The organism is Streptomyces spectabilis (assembly GCF_008704795.1).
Lineage (GTDB): Bacteria > Actinomycetota > Actinomycetes > Streptomycetales > Streptomycetaceae > Streptomyces > Streptomyces spectabilis.
In genome coordinates this window covers 6,312,670-6,334,469 of sequence record NZ_CP023690.1, presented here as the reverse complement: position 1 = coordinate 6,334,469, position 21,800 = coordinate 6,312,670, and the positions used below count along the sequence as shown (strand labels likewise).

Below are 21,800 nucleotides of genomic sequence, written 5' to 3'. Positions count from 1 at the left end.
CCCCATCGGCGGCCACGGCCACGCCACGGCAGCTCCCGCTCGGGCCCACGGCCCCCCTTCGGCAGGCCCCGCCCGGGCCCACGACCACCGGTCGGCGGGCCCGGGCCACCGGCCGGAGGGTCCGCGCCACCGCCGGACCCGCGGCGGGCCGTCGGCACCCCGACGGCGGCCCCAAGAGCCCGAGGCCCCAAATCCCCGAGGCCCCGAGAGCTCAAAGGCCCCGAAGCCACCGAAGGCCCCCGGCAGGCCCGCGTCCTGCCGCACCCCTCGTCACACCTCGTCGCTGAAAGGCACCACCCGTGACAACGGACATCACCAAGTCGGGCTCGCCCGGCCCCAAGGACGAGCCGCCACGCTCGGCCCCGGAAGCCATCAAGGCCGTCCCCGTGCGGCACTACGGCCGCTACGTGGCCGGCGTGCTCGCCCTCGGCGTACTCGGCGCGATCATCTACGCCTTCTCCCAGGGCGACATCAACTGGGACGCCATCCCCGACAACTTCTTCGACGAGCGCATCCTCAAGGGTGTCCGCGAGACCCTGATCCTCACGGTCCTCTCGATGCTCATCGGTGTCGTGGGCGGTGTCGTCCTCTCGGTGATGCGCCTGTCGAAGAACCCGGTGACCTCGTCGATCGCGTGGTTCTACATCTGGTTCTTCCGCGGTACGCCGGTCCTGGTCCAGCTCTTCGTCTGGTTCAACCTGGGCTTCGTCTTCGAGTACATCAACCTCGGGCCGATCTACCAGGACGAGTGGTCGGACTTCATGACGCCGTTCCTGACGGCGCTGCTCGGCCTCGGCCTGAACGAGGCCGCGTACATGGCGGAGATCTGCCGCGCCGGTCTGCTCTCGGTCGACGAGGGCCAGACGGAGGCCTCGCAGGCGCTCGGCATGAGCCACGGCAAGACGCTGCGGCGCATCGTCATCCCGCAGGCGATGCGCGTGATCGTGCCGCCGACGGGCAACGAGGTCATCAACATGCTGAAGACGACCTCCCTGGTGGCGGCCGTCCAGTACTACGAGCTCCTCAAGTACGCCCAGGACATCGGCACCTCATCGGGCGCCACCGTCGAGGCCCTGCTCCTCGCCGCCACCTGGTACCTGATCATGACGTCGATCCTCAGCGTCGGTCAGTTCTACCTGGAGCGGTACTACGCGCGCGGCTCCTCGCGCAGCCTGCCGGACACCCCCTGGCAGAAGATCAAGGCGAACATGCTGTCGCTGGGCAACCGTTCGGGAGTGCGCTGATGACCGCCATGGTGAAGGCCGAGAACGTCCACAAGTCGTTCGGCCACGTAGAAGTCCTCAAGGGCATCGACCTGGAGGTCAAGTCCGGCGAGGTGTTCTGCCTCATCGGCCCCTCCGGCTCCGGCAAGTCGACGTTCCTGCGCTGCATCAACCACCTGGAGAAGATCAACGCCGGTCGTCTCTACGTCGACGGGGAGCTGGTCGGCTACCGGCAGAAGGGCGACAAGCTGTACGAGCTCAAGGACAGCGAAGTCGCCATGAAGCGCCGGGACATCGGCATGGTCTTCCAGCGCTTCAACCTCTTCCCGCACATGACGGCCCTGGAGAACGTCATGGAGGCGCCGGTCCAGGTCAAGGGCCAGCCCAGGGCGGCGGCGCGGGAGCGCGCGGGGCAGCTCCTGGAGCGGGTCGGGCTCGCCGACAAGGCGAAGAACTACCCCTCGCAGCTCTCCGGCGGCCAGCAGCAGCGCGTGGCCATCGCGCGCGCCCTGGCGATGGACCCGAAGCTGATGCTGTTCGACGAGCCGACGTCGGCGCTCGACCCGGAGCTCGTCGGTGACGTGCTCGACGTGATGCGCGACCTCGCCGAGTCCGGCATGACGATGATCGTCGTCACGCACGAGATGGGCTTCGCGCGCGAGGTCGGCGACAGCCTCGTCTTCATGGACGGCGGCGTGGTGGTCGAGTCCGGGAACCCGAGGGACGTCCTGACGAACCCGCAGCACGACCGGACGAAGTCGTTCCTGTCGAAGGTCCTGTAACACTCGCGGGGTGCCGCACGGGCCCGCGGAGTCGCGGAAGGGGCGGTCCGGATCCTCCAGGATCCGGGCCGCCCCTTGCTGCCGTGCGCGGGGAAGTCCCTACTTCAGCCCCAGGACCATCGCGTCCGACGGCGACGACCACACCGTGCGGGCCTCCGCGAAGCCCGCCTCGCGCAGGGTGCGGGCGTGCCACTCGGCGGGCGGGGTGTCGCCGTCCGCGTGCTCGCCGTAGATCTCGAAGCGCTTGGCCGTGGGCCCGGCGAGCACCGGGTCCTGCGCGGCGAGCGCCCACCAGTCCGCCCAGTCCAGGACGCCCGCGGCCCGGGCCGCGGCCTGGCGGGCGTGCCGCTGCTCGCGGTCGGCGGCGTTGAGGCGCGGCGTCGTCGGGTCGGGCATGTGGTCGGCGTTGAGGAAGACGCCGCCGTCGCGGACGAGGCCGCCGAGCCGGTGGTAGAGCGCGGCCAGCGGTTCGCTGAAGAGCCAGTGCAGGGCAGTGGCCGTGAGCACCGCGTCGTAGGAGTCGTGCGGGAGCTGCGACGCCCAGGCCGGGTCCTTCAGGTCCGCGGTCACGAACGTGACCCGGTCGTCGTCCGCGAAGGTGCCCTCGGCGATGGCGAGCAGGGCCGGGTCGAGGTCGACGCCGACGCTGGTGGCCTTGGGGAACCGCGCCAGGAGCCGGGCCGTGATGGTGCCCGTGCCGCACGCGAGGTCCAGGACGCGGGGCTCCGGGCCGACCAGGGCCTCGACCATGTCGAGCATGACGCGGAACCGCTCCTCGCGGTCCGGCATGTACCACTCCTGCTGCCGGTCCCAGCTCTCCTGCCAGGCGCGCCAGTCGGTTCCGAATCCCGTACCGCTAGCCGTTTCCGTCACCGGAAGCCCTCCGTCCCGTACTACCCTCGATTAACCTCGACAGGTAACACCCGCGATGGAAAAGCGACTGTTACCACGCCCGCAGACGAAGATAGCCCGCCCCGGTAAGGACTACAAGTGGAACTGGCCTATTACTCGGACTATGCCGTACGTCTGGTCAACACCGAGGAGCCGGAGCGCAACAGGGACACGCTGACGTCGGTCGAGGCGGTCCGCGAGCTGTTCGGGGCCAACCAGCAGGCGGGCCGGCGCGCCACGGACTCGGACGTGACGCGCTTCCGCTCGGTCCGGGGGCGGCTCAGGGCGGTCTTCGAGGCGGCGGACGGCGGCGACGAGACCCTCGCCGTGGACCTGCTGAACTCGCTGCTCCTGGAGTTCCCGGTGAGTCCGCAGATCTCCGGCCACGACTACCGCGACGACGACGGCCGTCCGTTGTGGCACATGCACCTGGCCGACCACCCGTCGAACGCCACCGCCGGGTACGCGGCGATCGCGGCCATGGGCCTCGCCTTCCACCTCACCGAGCACGGCGTGGACCGGCTCGGCCTGTGCGAGGCGGCGCCGTGCCGCAACGCCTATCTGGACACCTCGACCAACCGCTCCCGGCGCTACTGCTCCGACCGCTGCGCGACCCGGGCGAACGTGGCGGCCTACCGCGCGCGCAAGCGCTTGGAGAGCGAGCGGTCGGCGAGCACGGGGCGCACGGCGGAGAAGGTCCAGGAGACCAGCGCCGTCAGGGACAGCTGACGCCGCCCCAGCGCCTCACGCTCCTGGCGGAATCTGCCGAGCGGCCGGAAGCGCCCCCGCACCCGGGCGAGCACGAGGTCCTCCGGCACCACGCCGTAGACGTTGCTGTCACCGCCCGTGTTGTATGGATTGTCGCCGAGGACCCACCAGCCGCCGTCCCGCCGCTCGACCGCGCGCTTGACCACCAACAGGTCCTGTTGCAGCGGGTGCCGCAGGATCACCACGTCGCCGGGCCGCACCCGCGCGCCGTGCTGCACCAGCATCCAGTCCCCCGGATTCAGCGTGGGCACCATCGACGGACCGTCGACCTCGATCAACTGGAACGGCACGCGTGTCTCCCGCCCGTCTGCCGTCATTTCCGGCATCAGACAACCTCCCGGTCCAATCCTCCACCAGTTCCAGTGTGACCCTGGACTTTTGACCTAAGCCCATGGGGGCACTCGCGAAATCACGTCTCTCACGGAGTAATGTCCCACCTGAGAAGACGATCACGAGGAGGACAGCTCAATGCTTTCCCGCCTGTTTGCCCCCAAGGTCAAGGCCAGCGCCCACTGCGACCTGCCTTGCGGCGTGTACGACCCGGCCCAGGCCCGCATCGAGGCGGAGTCGGTCAAGGCCGTGCAGGAGAAGATGGCCGCGAACGACGACCCGCACTTCCAGGCCCGCGCCACGGTCATCAAGGAGCAGCGCGCCGAGCTCGCCAAGCACCACGTCTCGGTGCTGTGGAGCGACTACTTCAAGCCGCCGCACTTCGAGAAGTACCCGCAGCTGCACGTACTGGTCAACGACACCCTGAAGGCCCTGTCGGCCGCCAAGGGCTCGACGGACCCGAAGACCGGCGAGAAGGCCCTTGAGCTCATCGCCGAGATCGACCGCATCTTCTGGGAGACCAAGAAGGCCTGATCCCAGGGCGGTTCACACCGCGGAGGGGCCCGTACGGAGCGATCCGTACGGGCCCCTTCGTCATACCGGCGGCCCCATGGAGACCCCGGATGCGCCGGACGCCCATGTCCCACCAGGAAGGAACCGACCCCATCACGAGGACATGACGCCCTGTGCCGTCGCACACCCCCGCACACACGCTGAACCTGGGAGTCCTGGCGCACGTAGACGCCGGTAGGACCAGCCTGACCGAGCGGCTCCTGCACCGCGCCGGTGTCGTCGACGAGCTCGGCAGCGTCGACGACGGCAGCACGCTCCTCACGCTCGCCTTCGTCAACAAGGTCGACCGCCGGGGCGCCGACGGCGAGCGCGTACTCGCCGAGATCGGCCGAAAACTGCCCCCGGGAGCCGTCGCCCTCGGCGCGGTCCGCTCCCCCGGTACGCGGGGCGCGCGGGCCGTCCCGTACGCGCCGGACGACGCCTCTTTCCGCGCCCGCCTCACCGAGTCCCTCGCCGAGCGGGACGACGCGCTGCTCGCCGCGTACGTCACGGACGACCGCACCGCCCTCACGTACGCGCGCCTGTACTCCGGCACGCTGCGGGTGCGCGACCGGGTGCCGTTCGGCGGCCGCGCCGAGCCCGGCAAGGTCCCCGCGGCCAGCGTCTTCGAGCAGGGCATGGCCGTGCGCCGCGAGGCCGTCGTCGCCGGGCAGATCGCCCGCCTCCGGGGCCTCGGCGACGTACGGATCGGGGACGTGCTCGGCGACGTGCATGACCTACCGGAACGGCGCGCGCCGCGGCGGCACTTCGCGCCGCCCACCCTCGAAACCGTCGTCGAGCCGCGTCGGCCGGGCGACCAGGGGCGCGCTGCACGCCGCACTCACCCGGCTAGCCGAGCAGGATCCGCTGATCGGCCTGCGGCAGGAGGTCTCCGTCAAGCTGTACGGCGAGGTCCAGAAGGAGGTCATCGAGGCCACGCTCGCCGAGGAGTTCGGCGTCGGCGTCGACTTCCGCGAGACCACGGCCCTGTGCGTGGAGCGGGTCGTCGGCACCGGCGCGCACGTCGAGGTGATCGACACGGACCCCAACCCGTTCCTCGCCACGGCGGGGCTGCGCGTGGAGCCCGCGCCACCGGGCTCCGGCGTCGCGTTCCGGCTCGGCGTCGAGCTGGGCTCGATGCCGTACGCGTTCTTCGCGGCGATCGAGGAGACCGTGCGGGAGACGCTGCTCCAGGGCCTGCGCGGCTGGGAGGTCTCCGACTTCCTCGTCACCCTGACGCGCTGCGGGTACTGGCCGCCCCAGAGCCACGCGCACGCGGTCTTCGACAAGAGCATGTCGAGCACGGCAGGGGACTTCCGCCTCCTTACACCGCTCGTCCTCATGGACGCGCTGCGGGCGGCGGGCACACGGGTGCACGAGCCGGTGCACCGGTTCCGGCTGACCGTCCCCGCCGAGGTGTTCGGCACCCAGCTGCCCGTCATCGGACGCCTCGGCGCGGTGCCGGACGCACCGGTGGCGCACGGCTCGGCGTACGTGCTCGACGGCCTGATCCCGGCCGCGCGCGTGCACGAGCTCGGGCAGCTGCTGCCCGGCCTCACGTGCGGCGAGGGCGAGGTGGAGTCCGCCGTCGAGCGCTACGAGCCGGTGCGCGGGGTGCCGCCCGCGCGCCCGCGCACGGACCACAATCCGCTGGACCGGAAGGAGTACGTGCAGCGGGTCACGCGGCGCACCCGGGTGGGCTGAGGCAGTGGGCTCCCGGCTGCCGTCAGTCCGTGGCCTCCCCGGTGACGGCAGCGAGCGTGTCGGCGTCCAGGAGCGCGGCGAGCCGGTCGTGGTCCGCCAGGATGTTGATCTCGACGATCCGGCCGTCGCGCACGGTGAACTCGCCGACGGAGAACGGCTTTCCGTTCACCACCGCCATCTGCCCCACCCTGCCGTTGACGAGCACCAGGTGCGTCGAGAGCGCGACCGTGGCGAACGAGCGCGCCCCCGCCACCACCTCCTGGGCGCCCCGCACCAGGCGCGAGAGGCCCGCGACCTCGCCGCCGTCGGCCCGCAGCACCACGTCCGGGTCGAGGAGTTCGAGCAGCGCGTCGAACTCGCCGCCGCGCGCCGCCGCGAGGAACGCCTCGACGACCTCGCGCTGCCTGGCCCGGTCCGGGTCCGGCACCGGCGCCGCGTCCCGCACCCGGCGGCGGGCGCGGCTCGCCAGCTGCCGGGTCGCGGCCGGGGCCCGCTCCACGATCGGCGCGATGTCCTCGAACGGCACGGCGAACATGTCGTGCAGGACGAACGCGAGGCGCTCGGCGGGGCCGAGCGTGTCGAGAACGACGAGCAGGGCGAGGCCCACCGAGTCGGTGAGCAGCGCCGCCTCTTCGGGGTCGGCCGTCCCGCTGCGGCCGGGCAGCGCGCTGACCTGCGGGTCGGGCACATAGGTGGCGGGCACGTCGAGCGACTGCTCGCCGCGCTGCTGGCGGGAGCGCAGCAGGTCCAGGCAGATGCGGCCCACGACGGTCGTCAGCCAGCCGCCCAGGTTCCGCACGGCCTCGCTGTCGGCGCGGCTGAGCTTGAGCCAGCTCTCCTGGACGGCGTCCTCGGCCTCGCTCAGGGAGCCCAACATGCGGTACGCGACCGCCTTCAGGTGGGGCCGGTGCTCCTCGAAGCGCTCCGCGAGGAGATCTCTTCCGTCCATCTGTCACATTCCTTCGTCGCGATCCGTCAGTGCGGTGACACACCGAGAACGGCGGTGCGTCACCCGCCGCGCTGCGGCGCCGAACAGAAGATCACGAAGCGGTACGTCCACGGTATCCGTCCTCGCGCGAATGTGACATGGACGGGCGTGTGACGTGGAGGACAGACAGATGACCGTGCTTGTGCAGCACCCGGGCCGGGCGGCCGGCGGACCGGCCCGGTGACGGAGGGGCCGTCCGCGCTGCCCCGCGCCCCGCCCCGGTCAGCCGAACAGGGGCGCCAGGGCCGCGCGCAGGTCGTCCGGCCCCCGGTACAGCACGCCCCGCATCCCGAGCGCGGTCGCCGCGGCCACGTTCTCCTCGCGGTCGTCCACGAACAGACAGCGTGTGACGGCGGCTCCCAAGCGCTCGGCGGCCAGTTCGTAGATCCGCCGGTCGGGCTTGGCCAGGCCCAGCGCGGCGCTGCCGACCACGTCGTCCACCAGGGAGGTGAGGCCGAGCCGCGCCAGGTCCTCGTCCAGCCAGGGCGTGGCGTTGGTGACGATCGACACCGGTACGTGGGCACGGGCGCGGCGCAGCAGATCGACGACCGTCTGGTCGGCCCAGAACCCCGACTCGGCCAGTGCGAGCCCCAGTTCACGGCCGCGCGCCGCGTCGAGCCCCCGGCGCACGGCGAGCCCTTCGGCGATCGCCGCCACCCACTCGTCCTTGCCGATCCTGCCGAGCATCAGCGGCAGATCGGTCTCGGGCGCGAAGGCGATCTCGGCGGTGGCCCCCTCGGGCAGTCCGGCCGCGCGCTCCAGCTCCGTGAGGCCGGACATGTCGTAGAAGCGGATGACGCCGTCGAGGTCGGTGAGAACGGCGTCGAAGGGGCGTGGCTCCGCGGCGGCCGCCGGGCGCATGAGGTCTGCCTGGGCGTCGGTCACCGGATGAGGCCTTCGAGTCGGGTCATGGGCCCATCATGCACATGAGCCCACCGGGCGGTGAGGCACTACACCGCCCCGCCGCCCCCGGCAGCGTGGGCCTCCGCCTTGGCGGTGCCGTCCTCGGTCCCGGCGGCGTTCCCCGACCACACCGCCCACGCGCAGGCCGCCACCACGAGTGCCACCGCTCCGCACTGCCGTACGTTCAGCTGCTCGCCGAGCGCGGCGAACCCGACCGCCGCGCCGACCGCGGGCCCGAGCGCCAGCAGCACCCCGAAGGCGCGGACCCCGACGCGGCGCAGGGCGAGCAGGTCCAGTGAGTACGGGATCAGGGACGACAGGAGCGCGACGAGGAGGCCGGTGCCGAGGACGGCCGGGTGCCGGGCGACGGCCGCGCCGTCGGTCGCGGCCGCGACCGGCACGAGGAGCACCGCGCCCACGGCCAGCGCGACCGTGAGCCCGGACCAGTCCGGAAAGAGCCGCCCCACCCGCCGGTTGAGCACCACGTACGCGGCCCGGCAGACCGCGGCGAGCGCGCCGAGCGCGAGCCCCGCGACCGGCAGCGCCCCGCCCGGCGCCGCGAGCAGCAGCACCCCCGCGAGGGCGAGGAACCCCGCGCAGAGCTGCGCCGGGCTGCGCGAGAGCGCGAGGGCGAGCAGGAGGGGCCCGAGCAGTTCGAGGGTGGCGGCGACCCCGAGCGGCAGCTCGCCGATGGCCTGGAAGTACGCCGTGTTCATGGCCGCGAGCACCACGCCGAGCCCCACGGCGGCCCGCCACCGCTCGGCCGTGAACCGCCCGAGCCGCGGCCGCACCACACACCACAGGACGAGGGCCGCGAACCCGAGCCGCATGCCCGCGAGGGCGGTCGGGCTGACGTGCGCGTACGCGGCCTTCGCGACCGCCGCGCCCGCTTGCAGGCTGACCACCTGCGCGAACACCAGGCCGAGGGCGCCGCGCGCGGCGCGAGTGTTCCCCATGGGCCCAGCGTGATGTCATGCCCTTATGCATTTCAACCATTACGGAGGCGAGGCGGCACTGCTCGCGGCGGACCTGGTGAACGCCTACGCGGGCCCGGACGGCACGGACCCGAACGACACGGACCCGGACAGCGCGGCCTGCGCGACCGGGGCGGCCGACCCGTCGGCCCTGCTCGCCGCGCACGGTGTCGTGGAGCACGCGCTCGCCCCCGCGCAGCGGCGGGACGTCCGCGCCTGGGCCCGCCGCCTCGCCGACTGCTTCGGCCCGCAGGACCTGGCGGAGCGCTGTGCCCGCATCAACCGGCTGCTCGACGACGCGTCGAGCCGCCCGTACATCGCCCTGCACGACGGCACCCCGCACTTCCACTACAGCGCGCCCGGCGCCGACCCGGCGGCCCACGTGCGCGCCCTGACGGCGGCCGGGCTCGCGTACATCGTGTGCCACGCCGACGCCCGCCGCCTGGGCCGCTGCGCCCGCGCCGCCTGCGGCCGCGCCTTCGTGGACACCTCGCGCGCGGGCCGCCGCGCCTACTGCTCGGTGCGCTGCGCCAACAACGACGCGGTGGCCAGGCACCGGGCACGCCGCCCCCGGTGAACGGCCGCCCCGCGCAAGGCCGTCAGGCAGACGGCCGCTGGGCGAGTGCCCGGCGCACCACCGCCCGCACTCGCTCCAGGTCGGCGCGGACCGCGTCGTACGACGCCTGGTGCCGGGATATGTCGTACCGCTGCTTCTTGGCGGCCACGGTCCACCACACGCCGACCGTGTTGTGCTCGCGCTTGCACTCGATGTCGGCGACGGCGGTGCCGCGCTCCCGGCCCGTGCGCGCGGTCCGGCCGTCGCCGGCGCGCCGCCACGCCTTGTCCAGGAAGGCGGCCTCCGGGCTCGCGTAACGCTTGAAGCCCTTGCCCTCCACGCAGTCGGCCCACGCGTCGAGGGCGCGCCGCATTCGCCGGTCCTTGGCGACGGCCTTGTCGAGGACCGCGCGGCGCTCGGCGACGTATCCGGTCATGCGCGGCTCGTCCTTGACGTCGGCCCACAACTGGCGCGCCCCGCGCTGGGAGCAGCCGCCGTCCGGAACCTCGCGGCCGTTGACCTTCGAGCTGCCGTGCAAGGCCTTGTCCACGCCGCGCAGCACTGCGGACTCGTCCCGCGTGACCAGGCGGCCCTTCGAGAAGCGCCGCTCGCGGTACTCCTTCACGGCGTCACTGTCCACGCCGTACCCCACCCGCCGGGCCTGGTCGAGGTCGAGCGTGCCGGTGAGCGTGGTCGAGATCATCGTCCCGATGGCGACGTTGCTCATGGTGGTGTCGCGCTCGCGCCAGCGCAGGGGGAAGTCGGTGAAGCCATAGGACTTCATGCAGGCCTGGGTGAGGCGCAGGGTGGCGGCCTCCTGCCGGTCGTAGTCACGCCGACCGAACTCGTAGCGATCCAGCGGAAGTTCCGGAAGGTCATGCTCCGTGTCGACCTCGGGCACCCCGGAAGCACGCGCGCCACCGGCCGAGCCGCCGCCCTCGGACCCGCACCCGGCAAGCGCCACCACCGCCACCACCGCCGCGGCAGCCCACCGTTTCCCCCACATCACCTTCATGCCCGGGACCTTATCGGCACCCACTGACAATCAGCCGTCCACGCAGGTCAGTTGGGGCATGACGCACCGACGGTACGACCGGAGTCCCGGCCGCCGCACGGCGATCGGCGACTCAGGCGCCGGGGTCCCGCTCCGGCTCCACGACGGATTTGGTGTCGGCCTCGGCGGGGCCGGGCGCGGGCGTCTGAGGGCGCCCCTTCTGCTGCTGGTGGGCGCCCCGCCGTCGGCCCTTGTGGCCGCGGCGGCCCCCGCCCCCGGACTCCTCCTCGGTGACGCACGCGTCACACGCGGGGTTGCGGCACGGGGCCGGTCCCCAGACGGGAACGTACGCCCCGAGCACCTTGCGTCGCTTGATGGCCGTGCCGACCAGCCGTCCGCAGCTCGGGCATGCGTGCTCGCCCTCGGGACGGGGGACGGACCGGCTCCCATCAGTGCCCATAAACCCAGGATATGGCGGTTTATGAGAGCCGCACAGCCCAAGCGTCACCCGTTTGCGGACTGCCGCGCGTAGTTCCGTACGACGACTCCGTTGCCGAAGACCCGGGACGAGGTCAGTGTGAAGCCGCTGACGGCGGACTCCACGCCCGCGAACATCGGCATGCCGGAGCCGAGCAGCACCGGATACGTCTTGAGCACGAGCTCGTCGATCTCGTCGCGCAGCACGCCCGCGAGCTGCGCGCCCCCGCACAGCCAGATGTCGAGGTCACTGTCCTCGGCCTTGAGTTCGCGCACCTTGCCGACGAGGTCGTCGGCGATGACCTGGACCTTCGGGTCGGGCGCCGTACCGAGGCCGCGCGAGGCGACGTACTCGCGCAGGTGCGCGTACGGGCTGGGAATGCCCTCGTCCAGGCCGACCTGGTAGGTGTTCATGCCCTGGATGACGGTGTCGAACCTCCGGTTCGGCGCGCCGTCGAAGCCAAGGATGCGGCGTCCGGCGACGGAGATCGTCTCCGGGTACTCCGTCTTGAGGAACTCCAGGAACTCCTCGTCCACGTACGCCATGTAGGAGTTGGCGTCTCCGCTCGGGTCACCGATGAACCCGTCGATCGAGACGGCGACGAAGTAAGTGAGCTTGCGCAAGCTGGAACCTTCCCCCAAGGCGACGGGTGAGCGCTCACGGCGGGCCGCTTCCGCAGTCTCCCCACGAGCTACTCCCTTTGTAGTGCTTCAGGCACAGTGGCTTCAACGGCTCGATGAAGCTCCGGTTCGGCCGAGCCGCGGCTCGCGCCACATGGGCCACATCGTGGGCCCGTCGGGAAGGTCGAGAGCCTGCCCCAGGTCGGTGAAGCCGAGGCGCAGATACAGCTCACGGCTGCGCGCGTTGCTCGCCTCCAGATACGCGTGCAGGCCGTCGCGGTCGCATCGCTCCAGGACGGCGTTGACGAGCGCCGTGCCGAGCCCCTGCCCCTGCCGGTCGGGCCGCACGGCGATCATGTGCAGATACTGGTGCGGCCGGTCGGTCGGGTGGATCTCGGACGTCAACTGGCCGATCACCTCGACCCGTTCGTTGTCCGGGTCGACGGCCTCCCGGAGCTGCGCGGGCCCGTCCTCGGGCGCGCCGTCCGCGTGTTCCGCGCCCGCGGGCACCGACCACCACAGCGCCACCGCGGACCCGTCCTCGGCGATGTCGACGTACCCCTCCGCGAACGCGAGATCGAGGAAGGCGCCCATCAGCGCGCCGTGCCTGCGCCGCCGGCGCTCCTCGTCCGGGAACAACCAGCTGCTCACGGGGTCCCGGTGGAACGACTCGTTCATGAGCCGGACGACATCCGCCCGGTCACTCTCGGTCGCTCTCCGTATCGCCACTCCCACGTCCCCACTCCTTCACCGTCAACTCCTCCCCCCGCTGCGCCGGTTGCAGCCTAAGTGATCGATTCGTACGTGGCGACGGAGCGGCACGCCACCGGGCACGGGGCGGCGAGAAGGCGGAGCGGCCTCCCGAACGCCCGGTGGATGGCGGCCGCCGACCGCACGAGGCGGCACGACGAGCCCCCACCCACCGGGCACCCCCCTCGGGCCGGTCGTCAGTGGGTACGGCGGGTGACGTACTCCGCGAGCGCCAGCAGGCCCCCCGCCCGCTCGGGGTCCGGCACCGCGCGGGCAAGCTCCTGCAAGGCCCGGGACATCCGGTCGGCGGCCTGCGTCTGCGCCCAGTCCCGCCCTCCGGCGCCCTCGACCGCGTGGGCCATCCGCTCCAGATCGCCCGCCTCGGCCCTACGGCCGTACAGCGCGGCCAGAGCGGCCCCGTCCGGGGTGCCGGAGGCGAGCGCGGCGACCACCGGCAGCGACTTCTTCCGGGCCGCGAGGTCCGCCCACACCGGCTTGCCCGTCCGCACGGGATCCCCCCAGATCCCGATCACGTCGTCGATGAGCTGGAAAGCGAGCCCCGCCTGTCTGCCGAACCCGTCGAGGGCGTCGGCGGTCTCCGCCCCGGCGCCCGCGTACACGGCCCCGATCGCGCACGCGCAGCCGAGGAGCGCTCCGGTCTTGGCCTCGGCCATGGCGAGGCACTCGTCGAGCGAGACCTCACCGGGGGCGCGCCGCTCCAGGGTGCAGTCCACCTGCTGCCCGGCGCACAGTTCCACGACGCAGGCGGCCAGGCGGGCGGCCGCCACCGCGGCCCCCGGGTGGGGGTCCTCGGCGAGCAGCCGCTGCGCCAGGGCCTGGAGCGCGTCCCCCGCGAGGATCGCGTCGGCGTCGCCGAACACGGTCCACGCGGTGGGCCGGTGCCTGCGGGTGGTGTCCCGGTCCATGACGTCGTCGTGCAGCAGCGTGAAGTCGTGGGTCAACTCCACGGCCGCCGCCGCCCGGACGGCCGCGCGCGGGTCGCCGCCGAGCGCCCGCACCGCCGTCAGGACGAGCGCGGGCCTGATGGCCTTGCCCGCGCTCCCCGCCGCGGGCGTGCCGTCCGCGCGCTCCCAGCCGAAGTGGTAGAGCGCGACGCGGCGCATCGACCCCGGCAGCGAATCGACGGCCCGGCGCAGCTCCGGGTCGACGCGGCGGCGCGCCGCCGCGAGGATGTCCGCCGCCTCGCACCCCTCCGGAGGACCGTGACCCCTGGGGGCCCGCACACGGTCCGTCACGTCCGTGGTGTCCGTCATGGACCTACTCCGGCGTGGAGGCGGACGGTGGCCGATCCTTGGTCCCCGGGCGCGTACAAGAAGGGTGCGCCCGGCGCCGCTGCAAGGGACACGGACGGCGGTGCTGTCGCCACGGGCAGGGGCGGCGGGTCACCTCCAGCGGCCGATCTCGACGTTCTCCAGGATGCCGAGGGCATCGGGAACCAGGACGGCCGCCGAGTAGTACGTCGAGACCAGGTAGGAGATGATCGCCTGCTCGCTGATGCCCATGAAGCGCACGGACAGGCTGGGCTCGATCTCGTCCGGGAGGCCCGCCTGGTGCAGACCGATGACGCCCTGCTCGTCCTCACCCGTACGCATGCAGATGATCGAGGACGTGCGCTCCTCGGTCACCGGGATCTTGTTGCACGGGAAAATCGGCACACCGCGCCAGGTGGGGATGCGGTGCCCGGACATGTCGATGGTCTCCGGAACGAGTCCGCGCTTGTTGCACTCGCGGCCGAACGCGGCGATCGCGCGCGGGTGGGCGAGGAACAGCTTCGATCCGCGCCTGCGGCTGAGCAGCTCGTCCAGGTCGTCCGGGCTGGGCACGCCGTCGTGCGGCTGGATCCGCTGGTCGTACTCGCAGTTGTTGAGCAGCCCGAACTCGCGGTTGTTGATGAGCTCGTGCTCCTGGCGCTCCTTCAATGCCTCCACGGTGAGGCGCAGTTGCTCCTCGGTCTGGTTCATCGGCTGGTTGTAGAGGTCCGCCACGCGCGTGTGGATGCGCAGGACGGTCTGGGCGACGCTCAGTTCGTACTCACGCGGCCGCGCCTCGTAGTCCACGTAGGTGCCGGGCAGTACGGGCTCGCCGACGTGGCCCGAGGAGAGGTCGATGGCTGCTTCGCCATAGGTGTTCGTGCGCTGGGACGGAATGGACCGCAGTCCCTGGAGATGGGCGCTCAGGGAGTCGGAGCGCTCCGCCACCTGCTCCAGGTCCTGGCGTGGGAGCGCGAGGACCGTGCACGCGGTCACCGCGCGGACGGTGTACTCCCAGATGGTCTCCGGGTCGATCAGCGCCTGCTCCCCGAAGTACGCGCCGTCCGCGAGGGTGCCGAGGACCGTGTCGTCGCCGTAGGGGCCGGTGCCGATCTGCTCGACCCGGCCGTGGGCCAGCAGGAACACCTCGTCCGCCTGGCTGCCGAAGGACGCGAGCACCGAGCCCGCCTCGAACTCCCGCTGCTGGCAGCGCTGCGCAAGCTCCGCGAGCACGTCCTGGTCCTCGAAATCCCGCAGTACCGGCAGCTCGCCGAGCTCGGCGGGGATGACCTCCACACGGTCCCCGGTCTTGATGAACGTGACCCGGCCGTCACCGACCGAGTAACTCGTCCTGCGGTTCACTCGGTACGTGCCGCCCTGCACCTGGACCCAGGGCAGCATCCGCAGCAGCCAGCGCGAGCTGATCTCCTGCATCTGCGGCGCGGACTTGGTGGTGGTGGCCAGATTCCGCGCGGCAGAGGTGCCGAGACTCTGCTGCGGCCTGCCTTCGTCCGTACGGATCTCTTCGCCTACCGACATGGACAATGCCCTCCCGATCATGTGCTGGCTGCGTTCGTCAGCCTTTCAGCACGGTGAGTACGGGCGCCATTACACAAATGAGCGGGAATGGATCGGGGCGGACGGGGCACGCTGCCGTTTACCAGGCGCGATCCTTCGTACGTTCGTCCAAGGTCGAGGGCGGGGCGCGCATCACCCGTTCGGCCCACCCCGGATGTGCCTGCGGCGGCCGCCTGATGCGCTCGGTGGATGAGCACCCCCGAGGGCCCGGCGGGCGGCGCCGCCGCGGAGCCGGCGCCACGGCCGCCGCTCGCACCGCCGGGCGAGCGGGGTCCCCTGCGCTGGTTGCGCGCCGCCCGGCGCGCCTTCGCGCCGGTGAGCCACGCGCCCGTGACGGTGTTCCTCGTCGTGGCGCTGTGGGCCGTCGGGCTGTTCACCGGCAGCCTCGGCGGTGGCCCCGACGACGAGCTGCTCGCCGACGTCGGCGTGGGCGTGCCCGCGCTCGCCGACGGCCGCTGGTGGACACCGCTCACCTCGATCCTGTGGTGCTCGGGGATCGGCAACTACGTGGGGTCCACGGTCCTGTTGCTGCTGCTCGGTCCGGCCGCCGAGGTCCGCGTGGGATCGGTGCGCACCGCCGTCCTCCTCGTCGTCGGCCAGGTGCTCGGCTCGCTGCTCGGCACCGGCGTGGTCAAGGTCGGCGAGCTGGCGGGCGACGACTGGCTGGCCGACCTCGCCCAGGACCTCACGGCGACACCGGGCATCGCGGCCTGCGCGGTGGGCGCCTTCCTGAGCTTCCGGCTCAGCGCCCTGTGGCGGCGCAGGCTCCAGCTCGCGCTGATCGTGTTCCCGCTGATGCTCGCCCTCTACGTAGGACACCTCCAGGACGTACTGCGGTTCGCGGGCACGGTCGTGGGCCTCGCCGTGGGCGCGCTCGCGCACCGGGACTCGCACCGGCTGCGCGTGCCGCACGCCTCGCACACGGAGGGCCGCGTCCTGGTGGCCCTCGTCGTCGCGGCCTCGGCACTCGGCCCTCTGATCGCCACCCTCTACAGGGACGCGCTCGGGCCTTTCGACGTGCTCGACCTGTACGTCTCCGGGGGTCCTGGCCCCCAGGAGATCGCCGACGCCTGTGCCACCCCCGGCCCCGACTGCGACCGCGTACGCGCCCAGGACCACTTCTACGGCTCGCCCGCGATGCTCATGGGCGTCGCCATCCCCCTGCTCCTCCTCGTCCTCGCCGAGGGCCTGCGCCGCGGGCTGCGGCCCGCCTGGCGGATCACGGCGGCCGCGCACCTGGTGTGGCTCGGCCTCATGGCGTACCTCCTGAGCGACGTCGCCGCGCATCCCGGCCGCTACGCCCTCGAAGGCGGCGATACCGCCGACCAGAAGCGGGCGATGGTCCAGGCAGTGGTGGAACAGGCGCTGCTCCCCCTGTTCGTGCTGCTCCTGCTCTTCCTGGCCCGCCGGCTCTTCGACCAGCATCTCGGCCGCGCCGCGGTGACGGCGCTGACCGGGGTCATCGGCGGGACGCTGCTGCTGTCCTGCGCCGCCTACGTGGGCATCGGCTACGCGGTGCGCGACCAGTTCGCCCCGGACGCCACCTTCGGGCGGCTCGTCGCGGGGCTGCCCGCGCAGTTCCTGCCGCCCAGCTACGAACCGCTCTTCTTCCGGGGGCGCTCCCCGGTACCGGTCGGCGGCACGGCACTGTCCCTGTACGAGTACTGCGGCGTGGTCTTCTGGGTGGTCACCCTGATCGCCCTCTTCGTAGCGTTCCGGCGGCCTTCGGTGCGCACGGACGCGGGCGCGGCGGCACGTGCGCGTGCCCTGCTCACCGAGCACGGCGGCGGCACGCTGTCGTACCTGGCGATGTGGGACGGCAACGACTACTGGTTCAGCGCCGACGGCAGGGCGGCGGTCGCCTACCGGGTGCGGTCCACGGTCGCGCTCACCACGGGCGACCCGTTCGGCGTGCCCTCCGCGCGCGGGGACGCGGTCGAGGGGTTCGCCGCCTTCTGCGACGAGCACGGCCTGACCCCGTGCTTCTACAGCGTCACGGCCGCGGTCAAGGCCCGTACGGACGCGGTCGGCTGGAGCGCGGTACAGGTCGCGGAGGACACCGTCGTACCGCTGCCGGACCTCGCGTTCACCGGGAAGAAGTGGCAGGACGTGCGCACCGCCCTGAACAAGGCCAAGAAGCAGGGCGTCACCGCCGAGTGGCACGTCTTCCCCGAGGCGCCCCTGGACCTGACGGACCAGATCCGCTCGATCTCCGAGGAGTGGGTCGCCGACAAGGGACTGCCGGAGATGGGCTTCACGCTCGGCGGCATCGCCGAGCTCGACGATCCGCACGTGCGCTGTCTCCTGGCGGTCGACGAGGGCCGCACGGTGCACGGCGTGACGAGCTGGATGCCCGTCCATGGAGCAAATGGGGCACACGATTTCGGCCAACCCGTGGGGTGGACGCTTGACTTCATGCGCAGGCGGTCGGACGGATTCCGGGGAGTGATGGAGTTCCTGATCGCGTCCGCCGCGCTCGGCTTCAAGGAGGAAGGCGCCCAGTTCCTGAGCCTGTCGGGCGCTCCGCTGGCCCGCGCCGACACCGCGGAGCCGACCGCCGCGCTGCAGCGCCTGCTCGATTACGCGGGCCGCACCCTGGAGCCCGTATACGGCTTCCGTTCCCTGCTCCACTTCAAGGCCAAATTCCAGCCCGAGTACCGCCCGATGTACATGTGCTACCCCGATCCCGCGGCGCTGGCGAGCATCACGCACGCGATCGGCAAGGCATATCTGCCGCACATGTCGGCAGCCCAAGGAGTCCGCCTGATGCGCAAGCTGGCCGCGTAGGGCGGTGGGAGGGGAACTGCAAGATCCGCGCGCTCGTTGCACCACACATACGCAGCGAGCGCACCAACCGTCAGGAGAAAGCACATGGCAGGCTTCCTGGACCGCGCAAGAGAACAGGTGCAGCAGGGGCTCAACCAAGGCAAGCAGAAGATCGACGAGGTCCAGGCCCAGCGCGCGGGCAACGATCTCCTGAAGCAGCTCGGCGCGGCGTACTACGCGGAGCGCCGCGGCAGCGGCACCCCCGACGCCACCCAGGGGGCCCTCGCGGCCCTGGAGGCCCACATCGCGACGCACGGCGACGGCTTCCTGCGCGCTTGATCGCCGTCCGCATCGAGCGGCGCCCGCGCAGCTGACCGAATCGGCTCGCACAGGGGCCCGAACAGCCATCGAACAGCTAGTTCGGGCCTCTGCTGTTCGGTACAAGCTGCGTACGAGGCGGATCGCGACGGGCGACCGTCGCGTTCCCCGAAGGAGGCGGCCATGGCTACACCCATGTCCGCGAACAGGTTCCTGGACGCGCTGCGCGACGAAGGCGTCACGGTCGTCGAGGTCGGCGACTGGCGCACCCACAACCGCAATCACAAGGGCCCCTGGGGCCCGGTGCACGGCGTGATGATCCACCACACCGTGACGTCCGGCGCCGAGAAGACCGTACGGATCTGCCGCGAGGGCTACGAAGGCCTGCCGGGCCCCCTGTGCCACGGCGTCATCACCAAGGACGGCCGCGTCCACCTCGTCGGCTACGGCCGTTCCAACCACGCGGGCCTCGGCGACGACGACGTGCTGCGCGCCGTCATCGCCGAGAAGGCCCTGCCGCCGGACAACGAGGCCAACACCGACGGCAACCGCCACTTCTACGGCTTCGAGTGCGAGAACCTCGGCGACGGCGAGGACCCCTGGACGGAAGCCCAGCTGGACGCCGTCGAGAGGGTCTCCGCGGCGATCTGCCGCCACCACGAGTGGACGGCCCGCTCGGTCATCGGGCACCTGGAGTGGCAGCCCGGAAAGATAGACCCCAAGGGCTTCACGATGGACGCGATGCGGGCCCGCGTCCACGAGCGCCTGAAGTAACCCCGCGCGGACACGGAGGGACAATGGCGGGGTGTCACCCACCCCGCCCACCCTCCTCCCCCGGCTGCCCACCCCCTCCAGCCGGTCACCGACCCCCGCTTCGCCGCGCGGGGCGTCCGCCTCCTGCTCAAGCGCGACGACCGCATCCACCCGGCCCTGCCGGGCAACAAGTACCGCAAGCTCGTCCTGAACCTGGAGCGGGCGCGGGCGGCGGGTCACGGCACCCTGCTGACGTTCGGCGGCGCCTACTCCAACCATCTGCGGGCCACGGCCGCCGCGGGCCGTCTGCTCGGCTTCGCCACCGTCGGCGTCGTCCGCGGCGAGGAGCTGGCCGGCAGGCCCCTCAACGCGTCACTCACGCAGTGCGCGGCCGACGGCATGCGGCTGCACTTCGTCGACAGGTCGACGTACCGCCGCAAGCACGAACCCACGGTCCTGGCCGCCCTCCAGCGCGAGACCGCCACCCAGGAGGCGTACGTCATCCCCGAGGGCGGCAGCAATCCCCTCGCCGTGCACGGCTGCGCGGCCCTGGGCGCGGAGCTGCGCGGGCACACGGACGTCGCGGCCGTGGCCTGCGGCACCGGCGGCACCCTCGCGGGCCTGGCGGCGGGCCTCGCCCCGGGGCAGCGCGCCCTGGGGATACCCGTCCTCAAGGGCGGCTTCCTCGGTGAGGAGATACGGCGGCTCCAGGACGCCGCCCTCGGCTCCCCCACCCCCAACTGGAGCCTCGACGACCGCTTCCACTGCGGCGGCTACGCCCGCGTCACCGACGCCCTCACCGCCTTCGCCGACGACTTCGAGGACCGGCACGGCCTCCCCGTGGAGCGCGTCTACGTGGCCAAGCTCCTCTACGCGCTGACGGCCCTCTCCGAAGAGGGCGCCTTCGGCCCCGGGACCACGGTCACGGCCGTCGTCACCGGCATGCCGCCGGTGTCGGGCCCCGCTCACTCCTCGACCTCCCGATAGGCCGCGGCCTCCTCCAGGTCCAGCTTGCGCAGCAGCGTCCGCAACAGCTCGTCGTCAATGCGCCGCTCGTCCCTGAGGCGCACGAACACCTCGCGCTCGGCGGCGATGGCCTCGCGCGCGAGCCTGCGGTAGGTGTCGTCCGCCGTCTCGCCCGTCACCGGGTTGGGCGGGCCGAGCCGCTCCCACACGGAGTTGCGGCGCCGCTCCAGAACGGTGCGCAGGCGGTCCTGGAGGGGCCCTGGGAGGCGGTTGCGCTCGTCCGCCACCAGTTCGTCGAGACGGGCCTCCGCGGCCTGTGAGGCGGCGTTCTGCGCCTGCGCCTCAGCGAGCGTCTGCGCCCGCGCGTCGGGTCCGGGCAGCCGCAGCACCTTGATCAGCCACGGCAGCGAGAGGCCCTGCACCACGAGGGTGCCGATGACGGTCGTGAAGGTCAGGAAGAGCACCAGGTTGCGGGCGGGGAAGGGCTCGCCGTCGTCCATGACGAGCGGAATGGAGAACGCGATCGCCAGCGACACGACGCCCCGCATCCCGGCCCAGCTGACGACCAGCGGCCGCCGCCAGTCCGTCTCGCTCTCGCGGTCCCTGATCCGCGGCGACACGAACCGCGGCAAGTACGTCGCCGGATAGGACCACACGAAGCGCACCACCACGACGAGGACGAAGACCGCCAGGGCGTACCAGACGGCCTGTCCCACGCTGTACTCGCCGAGGTCCCTGAGGACGATCGGCAGCTGGAGCCCGATGAGCGCGAACACCGCCGACTCCAGGAGGAAGCCGACGACCCGCCACACCGCGGCCTCCTGGAGGCGCGTCTCGAAGTCGACCTGCCAGGAGCGGTGCCCCAAGTAGAGGGCCACCACGACCACGGCGAGCACTCCGGAGGCGTGCACCTGCTCCGCGACGGCGTACGCCACGAAGGGAATGAGCAGGGACAGCGTGTTCTGCAGGAGCGCCTCCTTCAGGTGGGTGCGCAGCCAGTGGATCGGCACCATCAAGAGGAGGCCGACGCCGACGCCGCCGACCGCGGCCACCAGGAACTCCTGGATGCCGCCCGCCCAGCTCGCGCCCTCGCCGACGGCCGCCGCGAGCGCCACCTTGTAGGCGGTGATCGCGGTCGCGTCGTTCACCAGGGACTCGCCCTGGAGGATCGTGGTGATGCGCGAGGGCAGCCCCACGCGCCGCGCGATCGCGGTGGCGGCGACGGCGTCCGGCGGCGCGATCACCGCCCCCAGGACGAGCGCGGCGGTCAGCGGAAGATCGGGGATCAGCAGATACGCGAGCCAGCCGACGACGACCGTCGCGAACAGAACGTAACCGACGGACAGCAGCGCCACGGGCCGCACATTGGCCCTCAGGTCCAGATACGAGCTCTCCAGGGCGGCCGTGTGCAACAGCGGCGGCAGGACCAGCGGCAGCACGATGTGCGGATCGAGGTGGTAGTCGGGCACCCCGGGCAGATAGGCGGCGATCAGTCCGACGCCCACCAGGAGCAGGGGCGCGGGCACCGGGGTGCGGCGCGCCGCACCGGCTACGGCCGCGCTCGCCGCGATCAACGCCACCAGTGGCAGTACGTCCATGGCAAGGCCCTCCGCCGTCCGCTCGCCCGTCGTAACC

Annotated in this window: 21 protein-coding genes and 1 pseudogene; 10 read left to right on the top strand and 12 right to left on the bottom strand. The window is 72.1% G+C overall.

Annotated elements, in window-relative coordinates; translation table 11 throughout:
* The first annotated feature begins 299 nt into the window (after positions 1–299).
* Positions 300–1,244 carry an amino acid ABC transporter permease gene (locus CP982_RS27930; RefSeq protein ID WP_150512989.1) on the top strand — a complete coding sequence of 315 codons (945 nt, stop codon included), beginning with the start codon at positions 300–302 and terminating at the stop codon, positions 1,242–1,244.
* The gene (locus CP982_RS27925) at positions 1,244–2,005 is read left to right on the top strand and encodes an amino acid ABC transporter ATP-binding protein (RefSeq protein WP_150512988.1); all 762 of its coding nucleotides are present in this window, start codon (positions 1,244–1,246) and stop codon (positions 2,003–2,005) included. The genes CP982_RS27930 and CP982_RS27925 overlap by 1 nt, the downstream gene beginning before the upstream one ends.
* A 99-nt stretch (positions 2,006–2,104) precedes the next feature.
* Here the strand turns inward: CP982_RS27925 and CP982_RS27920 are convergent, their stop codons facing one another.
* Positions 2,105–2,878, bottom strand: coding sequence for a class I SAM-dependent methyltransferase (locus CP982_RS27920; RefSeq protein WP_229878494.1), 774 nt, complete (start codon positions 2,876–2,878; stop codon positions 2,105–2,107).
* A 117-nt stretch (positions 2,879–2,995) separates the two neighbouring features.
* Here CP982_RS27920 and CP982_RS27915 point away from each other — a divergent pair, with 117 nt between their 5' ends.
* Positions 2,996–3,625, top strand: coding sequence for a CGNR zinc finger domain-containing protein (locus CP982_RS27915; protein WP_150512987.1), 630 nt, complete (start codon positions 2,996–2,998; stop codon positions 3,623–3,625).
* On the opposite strand, the gene sodX is transcribed toward CP982_RS27915, so the two are convergent.
* Positions 3,529–3,990, bottom strand: a complete 462-nt coding sequence (gene sodX / locus CP982_RS27910) for a nickel-type superoxide dismutase maturation protease (protein ID WP_150512986.1) — start codon at positions 3,988–3,990, stop codon at positions 3,529–3,531. The two genes, CP982_RS27915 and sodX, sit on opposite strands and share 97 nt — an antisense overlap.
* Positions 3,991–4,132: 142 nt before the next feature.
* On the opposite strand from sodX, the gene sodN reads away from it, so the two are divergent.
* Together sodN and CP982_RS27900 are read left to right on the top strand one after the other, a co-directional pair.
* The gene (sodN, locus tag CP982_RS27905) at positions 4,133–4,528 is read left to right on the top strand and encodes a superoxide dismutase, Ni (protein WP_144320877.1); all 396 of its coding nucleotides are present in this window, start codon (positions 4,133–4,135) and stop codon (positions 4,526–4,528) included.
* A 179-nt stretch (positions 4,529–4,707) separates the two neighbouring features.
* Positions 4,708–6,250: pseudogene (locus CP982_RS27900) on the top strand (GTP-binding protein).
* A gap of 22 nt (positions 6,251–6,272) precedes the next feature.
* Here the strand turns inward: CP982_RS27900 and CP982_RS27895 are convergent.
* The 3 genes from CP982_RS27895 to CP982_RS27885 all read right to left on the bottom strand — a co-directional run bounded on the left by CP982_RS27895 (position 6,273) and on the right by CP982_RS27885 (position 9,097).
* The gene (locus CP982_RS27895; RefSeq protein ID WP_150512985.1) at positions 6,273–7,199 is read right to left on the bottom strand and encodes a sigma-70 family RNA polymerase sigma factor; all 927 of its coding nucleotides are present in this window, start codon (positions 7,197–7,199) and stop codon (positions 6,273–6,275) included.
* Between the two features lie 261 nt (positions 7,200–7,460).
* Positions 7,461–8,099 (bottom strand): HAD-IA family hydrolase, encoded by a 639-nt coding sequence (locus CP982_RS27890; RefSeq protein WP_150515747.1) that lies wholly within the window; start codon positions 8,097–8,099, stop codon positions 7,461–7,463.
* Between the two features lie 89 nt (positions 8,100–8,188).
* On the bottom strand, positions 8,189–9,097 hold the full coding sequence (locus CP982_RS27885) for an EamA family transporter (protein WP_150512984.1): 909 nt from the start codon (positions 9,095–9,097) through the stop codon (positions 8,189–8,191).
* A gap of 25 nt (positions 9,098–9,122) precedes the next feature.
* Between CP982_RS27885 and CP982_RS27880 the strand changes: the two genes are divergently transcribed.
* Positions 9,123–9,692 (top strand): CGNR zinc finger domain-containing protein, encoded by a 570-nt coding sequence (locus tag CP982_RS27880; RefSeq protein WP_150512983.1) that lies wholly within the window; start codon positions 9,123–9,125, stop codon positions 9,690–9,692.
* Between the two features lie 22 nt (positions 9,693–9,714).
* Here CP982_RS27880 and CP982_RS27875 read toward each other — a convergent pair whose 3' ends face one another.
* The 6 genes from CP982_RS27875 to CP982_RS27850 form a co-directional block, all read right to left on the bottom strand.
* Positions 9,715–10,686: a hypothetical protein gene (locus CP982_RS27875; protein ID WP_229878496.1), complete on the bottom strand. Its 972-nt coding sequence runs from the start codon at positions 10,684–10,686 to the stop codon at positions 9,715–9,717.
* A 112-nt stretch (positions 10,687–10,798) separates the two neighbouring features.
* Positions 10,799–11,125 (bottom strand): hypothetical protein, encoded by a 327-nt coding sequence (locus CP982_RS27870; protein WP_150512982.1) that lies wholly within the window; start codon positions 11,123–11,125, stop codon positions 10,799–10,801.
* 44 nt (positions 11,126–11,169) lie between these two features.
* A complete protein-coding gene (locus tag CP982_RS27865; protein ID WP_150512981.1) occupies positions 11,170–11,766 on the bottom strand; it encodes a dihydrofolate reductase family protein in 597 nt (198 codons plus the stop codon).
* 102 nt (positions 11,767–11,868) lie between these two features.
* Complete coding sequence (locus CP982_RS27860; protein WP_150512980.1) at positions 11,869–12,498, bottom strand: GNAT family N-acetyltransferase; 630 nt, start codon at positions 12,496–12,498, stop codon at positions 11,869–11,871.
* A gap of 212 nt (positions 12,499–12,710) precedes the next feature.
* Complete coding sequence (locus CP982_RS27855; RefSeq protein ID WP_150512979.1) at positions 12,711–13,787, bottom strand: family 2 encapsulin nanocompartment cargo protein polyprenyl transferase; 1,077 nt, start codon at positions 13,785–13,787, stop codon at positions 12,711–12,713.
* Between the two features lie 129 nt (positions 13,788–13,916).
* Positions 13,917–15,323, bottom strand: a complete 1,407-nt coding sequence (locus CP982_RS27850) for a family 2B encapsulin nanocompartment shell protein (protein ID WP_150512978.1) — start codon at positions 15,321–15,323, stop codon at positions 13,917–13,919.
* A gap of 228 nt (positions 15,324–15,551) precedes the next feature.
* On the opposite strand from CP982_RS27850, the gene CP982_RS27845 reads away from it, so the two are divergent.
* The 4 genes from CP982_RS27845 (at position 15,552) to CP982_RS27830 (ending at position 20,186) form a co-directional block, all read left to right on the top strand.
* On the top strand, positions 15,552–18,149 hold the full coding sequence (locus CP982_RS27845; RefSeq protein WP_150512977.1) for a phosphatidylglycerol lysyltransferase domain-containing protein: 2,598 nt from the start codon (positions 15,552–15,554) through the stop codon (positions 18,147–18,149).
* 84 nt (positions 18,150–18,233) lie between these two features.
* Positions 18,234–18,467, top strand: coding sequence for a hypothetical protein (locus tag CP982_RS27840; protein ID WP_150512976.1), 234 nt, complete (start codon positions 18,234–18,236; stop codon positions 18,465–18,467).
* Between the two features lie 162 nt (positions 18,468–18,629).
* Positions 18,630–19,220, top strand: coding sequence for an N-acetylmuramoyl-L-alanine amidase (locus CP982_RS27835; protein ID WP_170316498.1), 591 nt, complete (start codon positions 18,630–18,632; stop codon positions 19,218–19,220).
* Positions 19,221–19,343: 123 nt separating this feature from the next.
* The gene (locus CP982_RS27830; protein WP_150512975.1) at positions 19,344–20,186 is read left to right on the top strand and encodes a 1-aminocyclopropane-1-carboxylate deaminase/D-cysteine desulfhydrase; all 843 of its coding nucleotides are present in this window, start codon (positions 19,344–19,346) and stop codon (positions 20,184–20,186) included.
* Here the strand turns inward: CP982_RS27830 and CP982_RS27825 are convergent.
* On the bottom strand, positions 20,165–21,763 hold the full coding sequence (locus CP982_RS27825; protein WP_150512974.1) for a Na+/H+ antiporter: 1,599 nt from the start codon (positions 21,761–21,763) through the stop codon (positions 20,165–20,167). The two genes, CP982_RS27830 and CP982_RS27825, sit on opposite strands and share 22 nt — an antisense overlap.
* Positions 21,764–21,800: the final 37 nt, after the last annotated feature.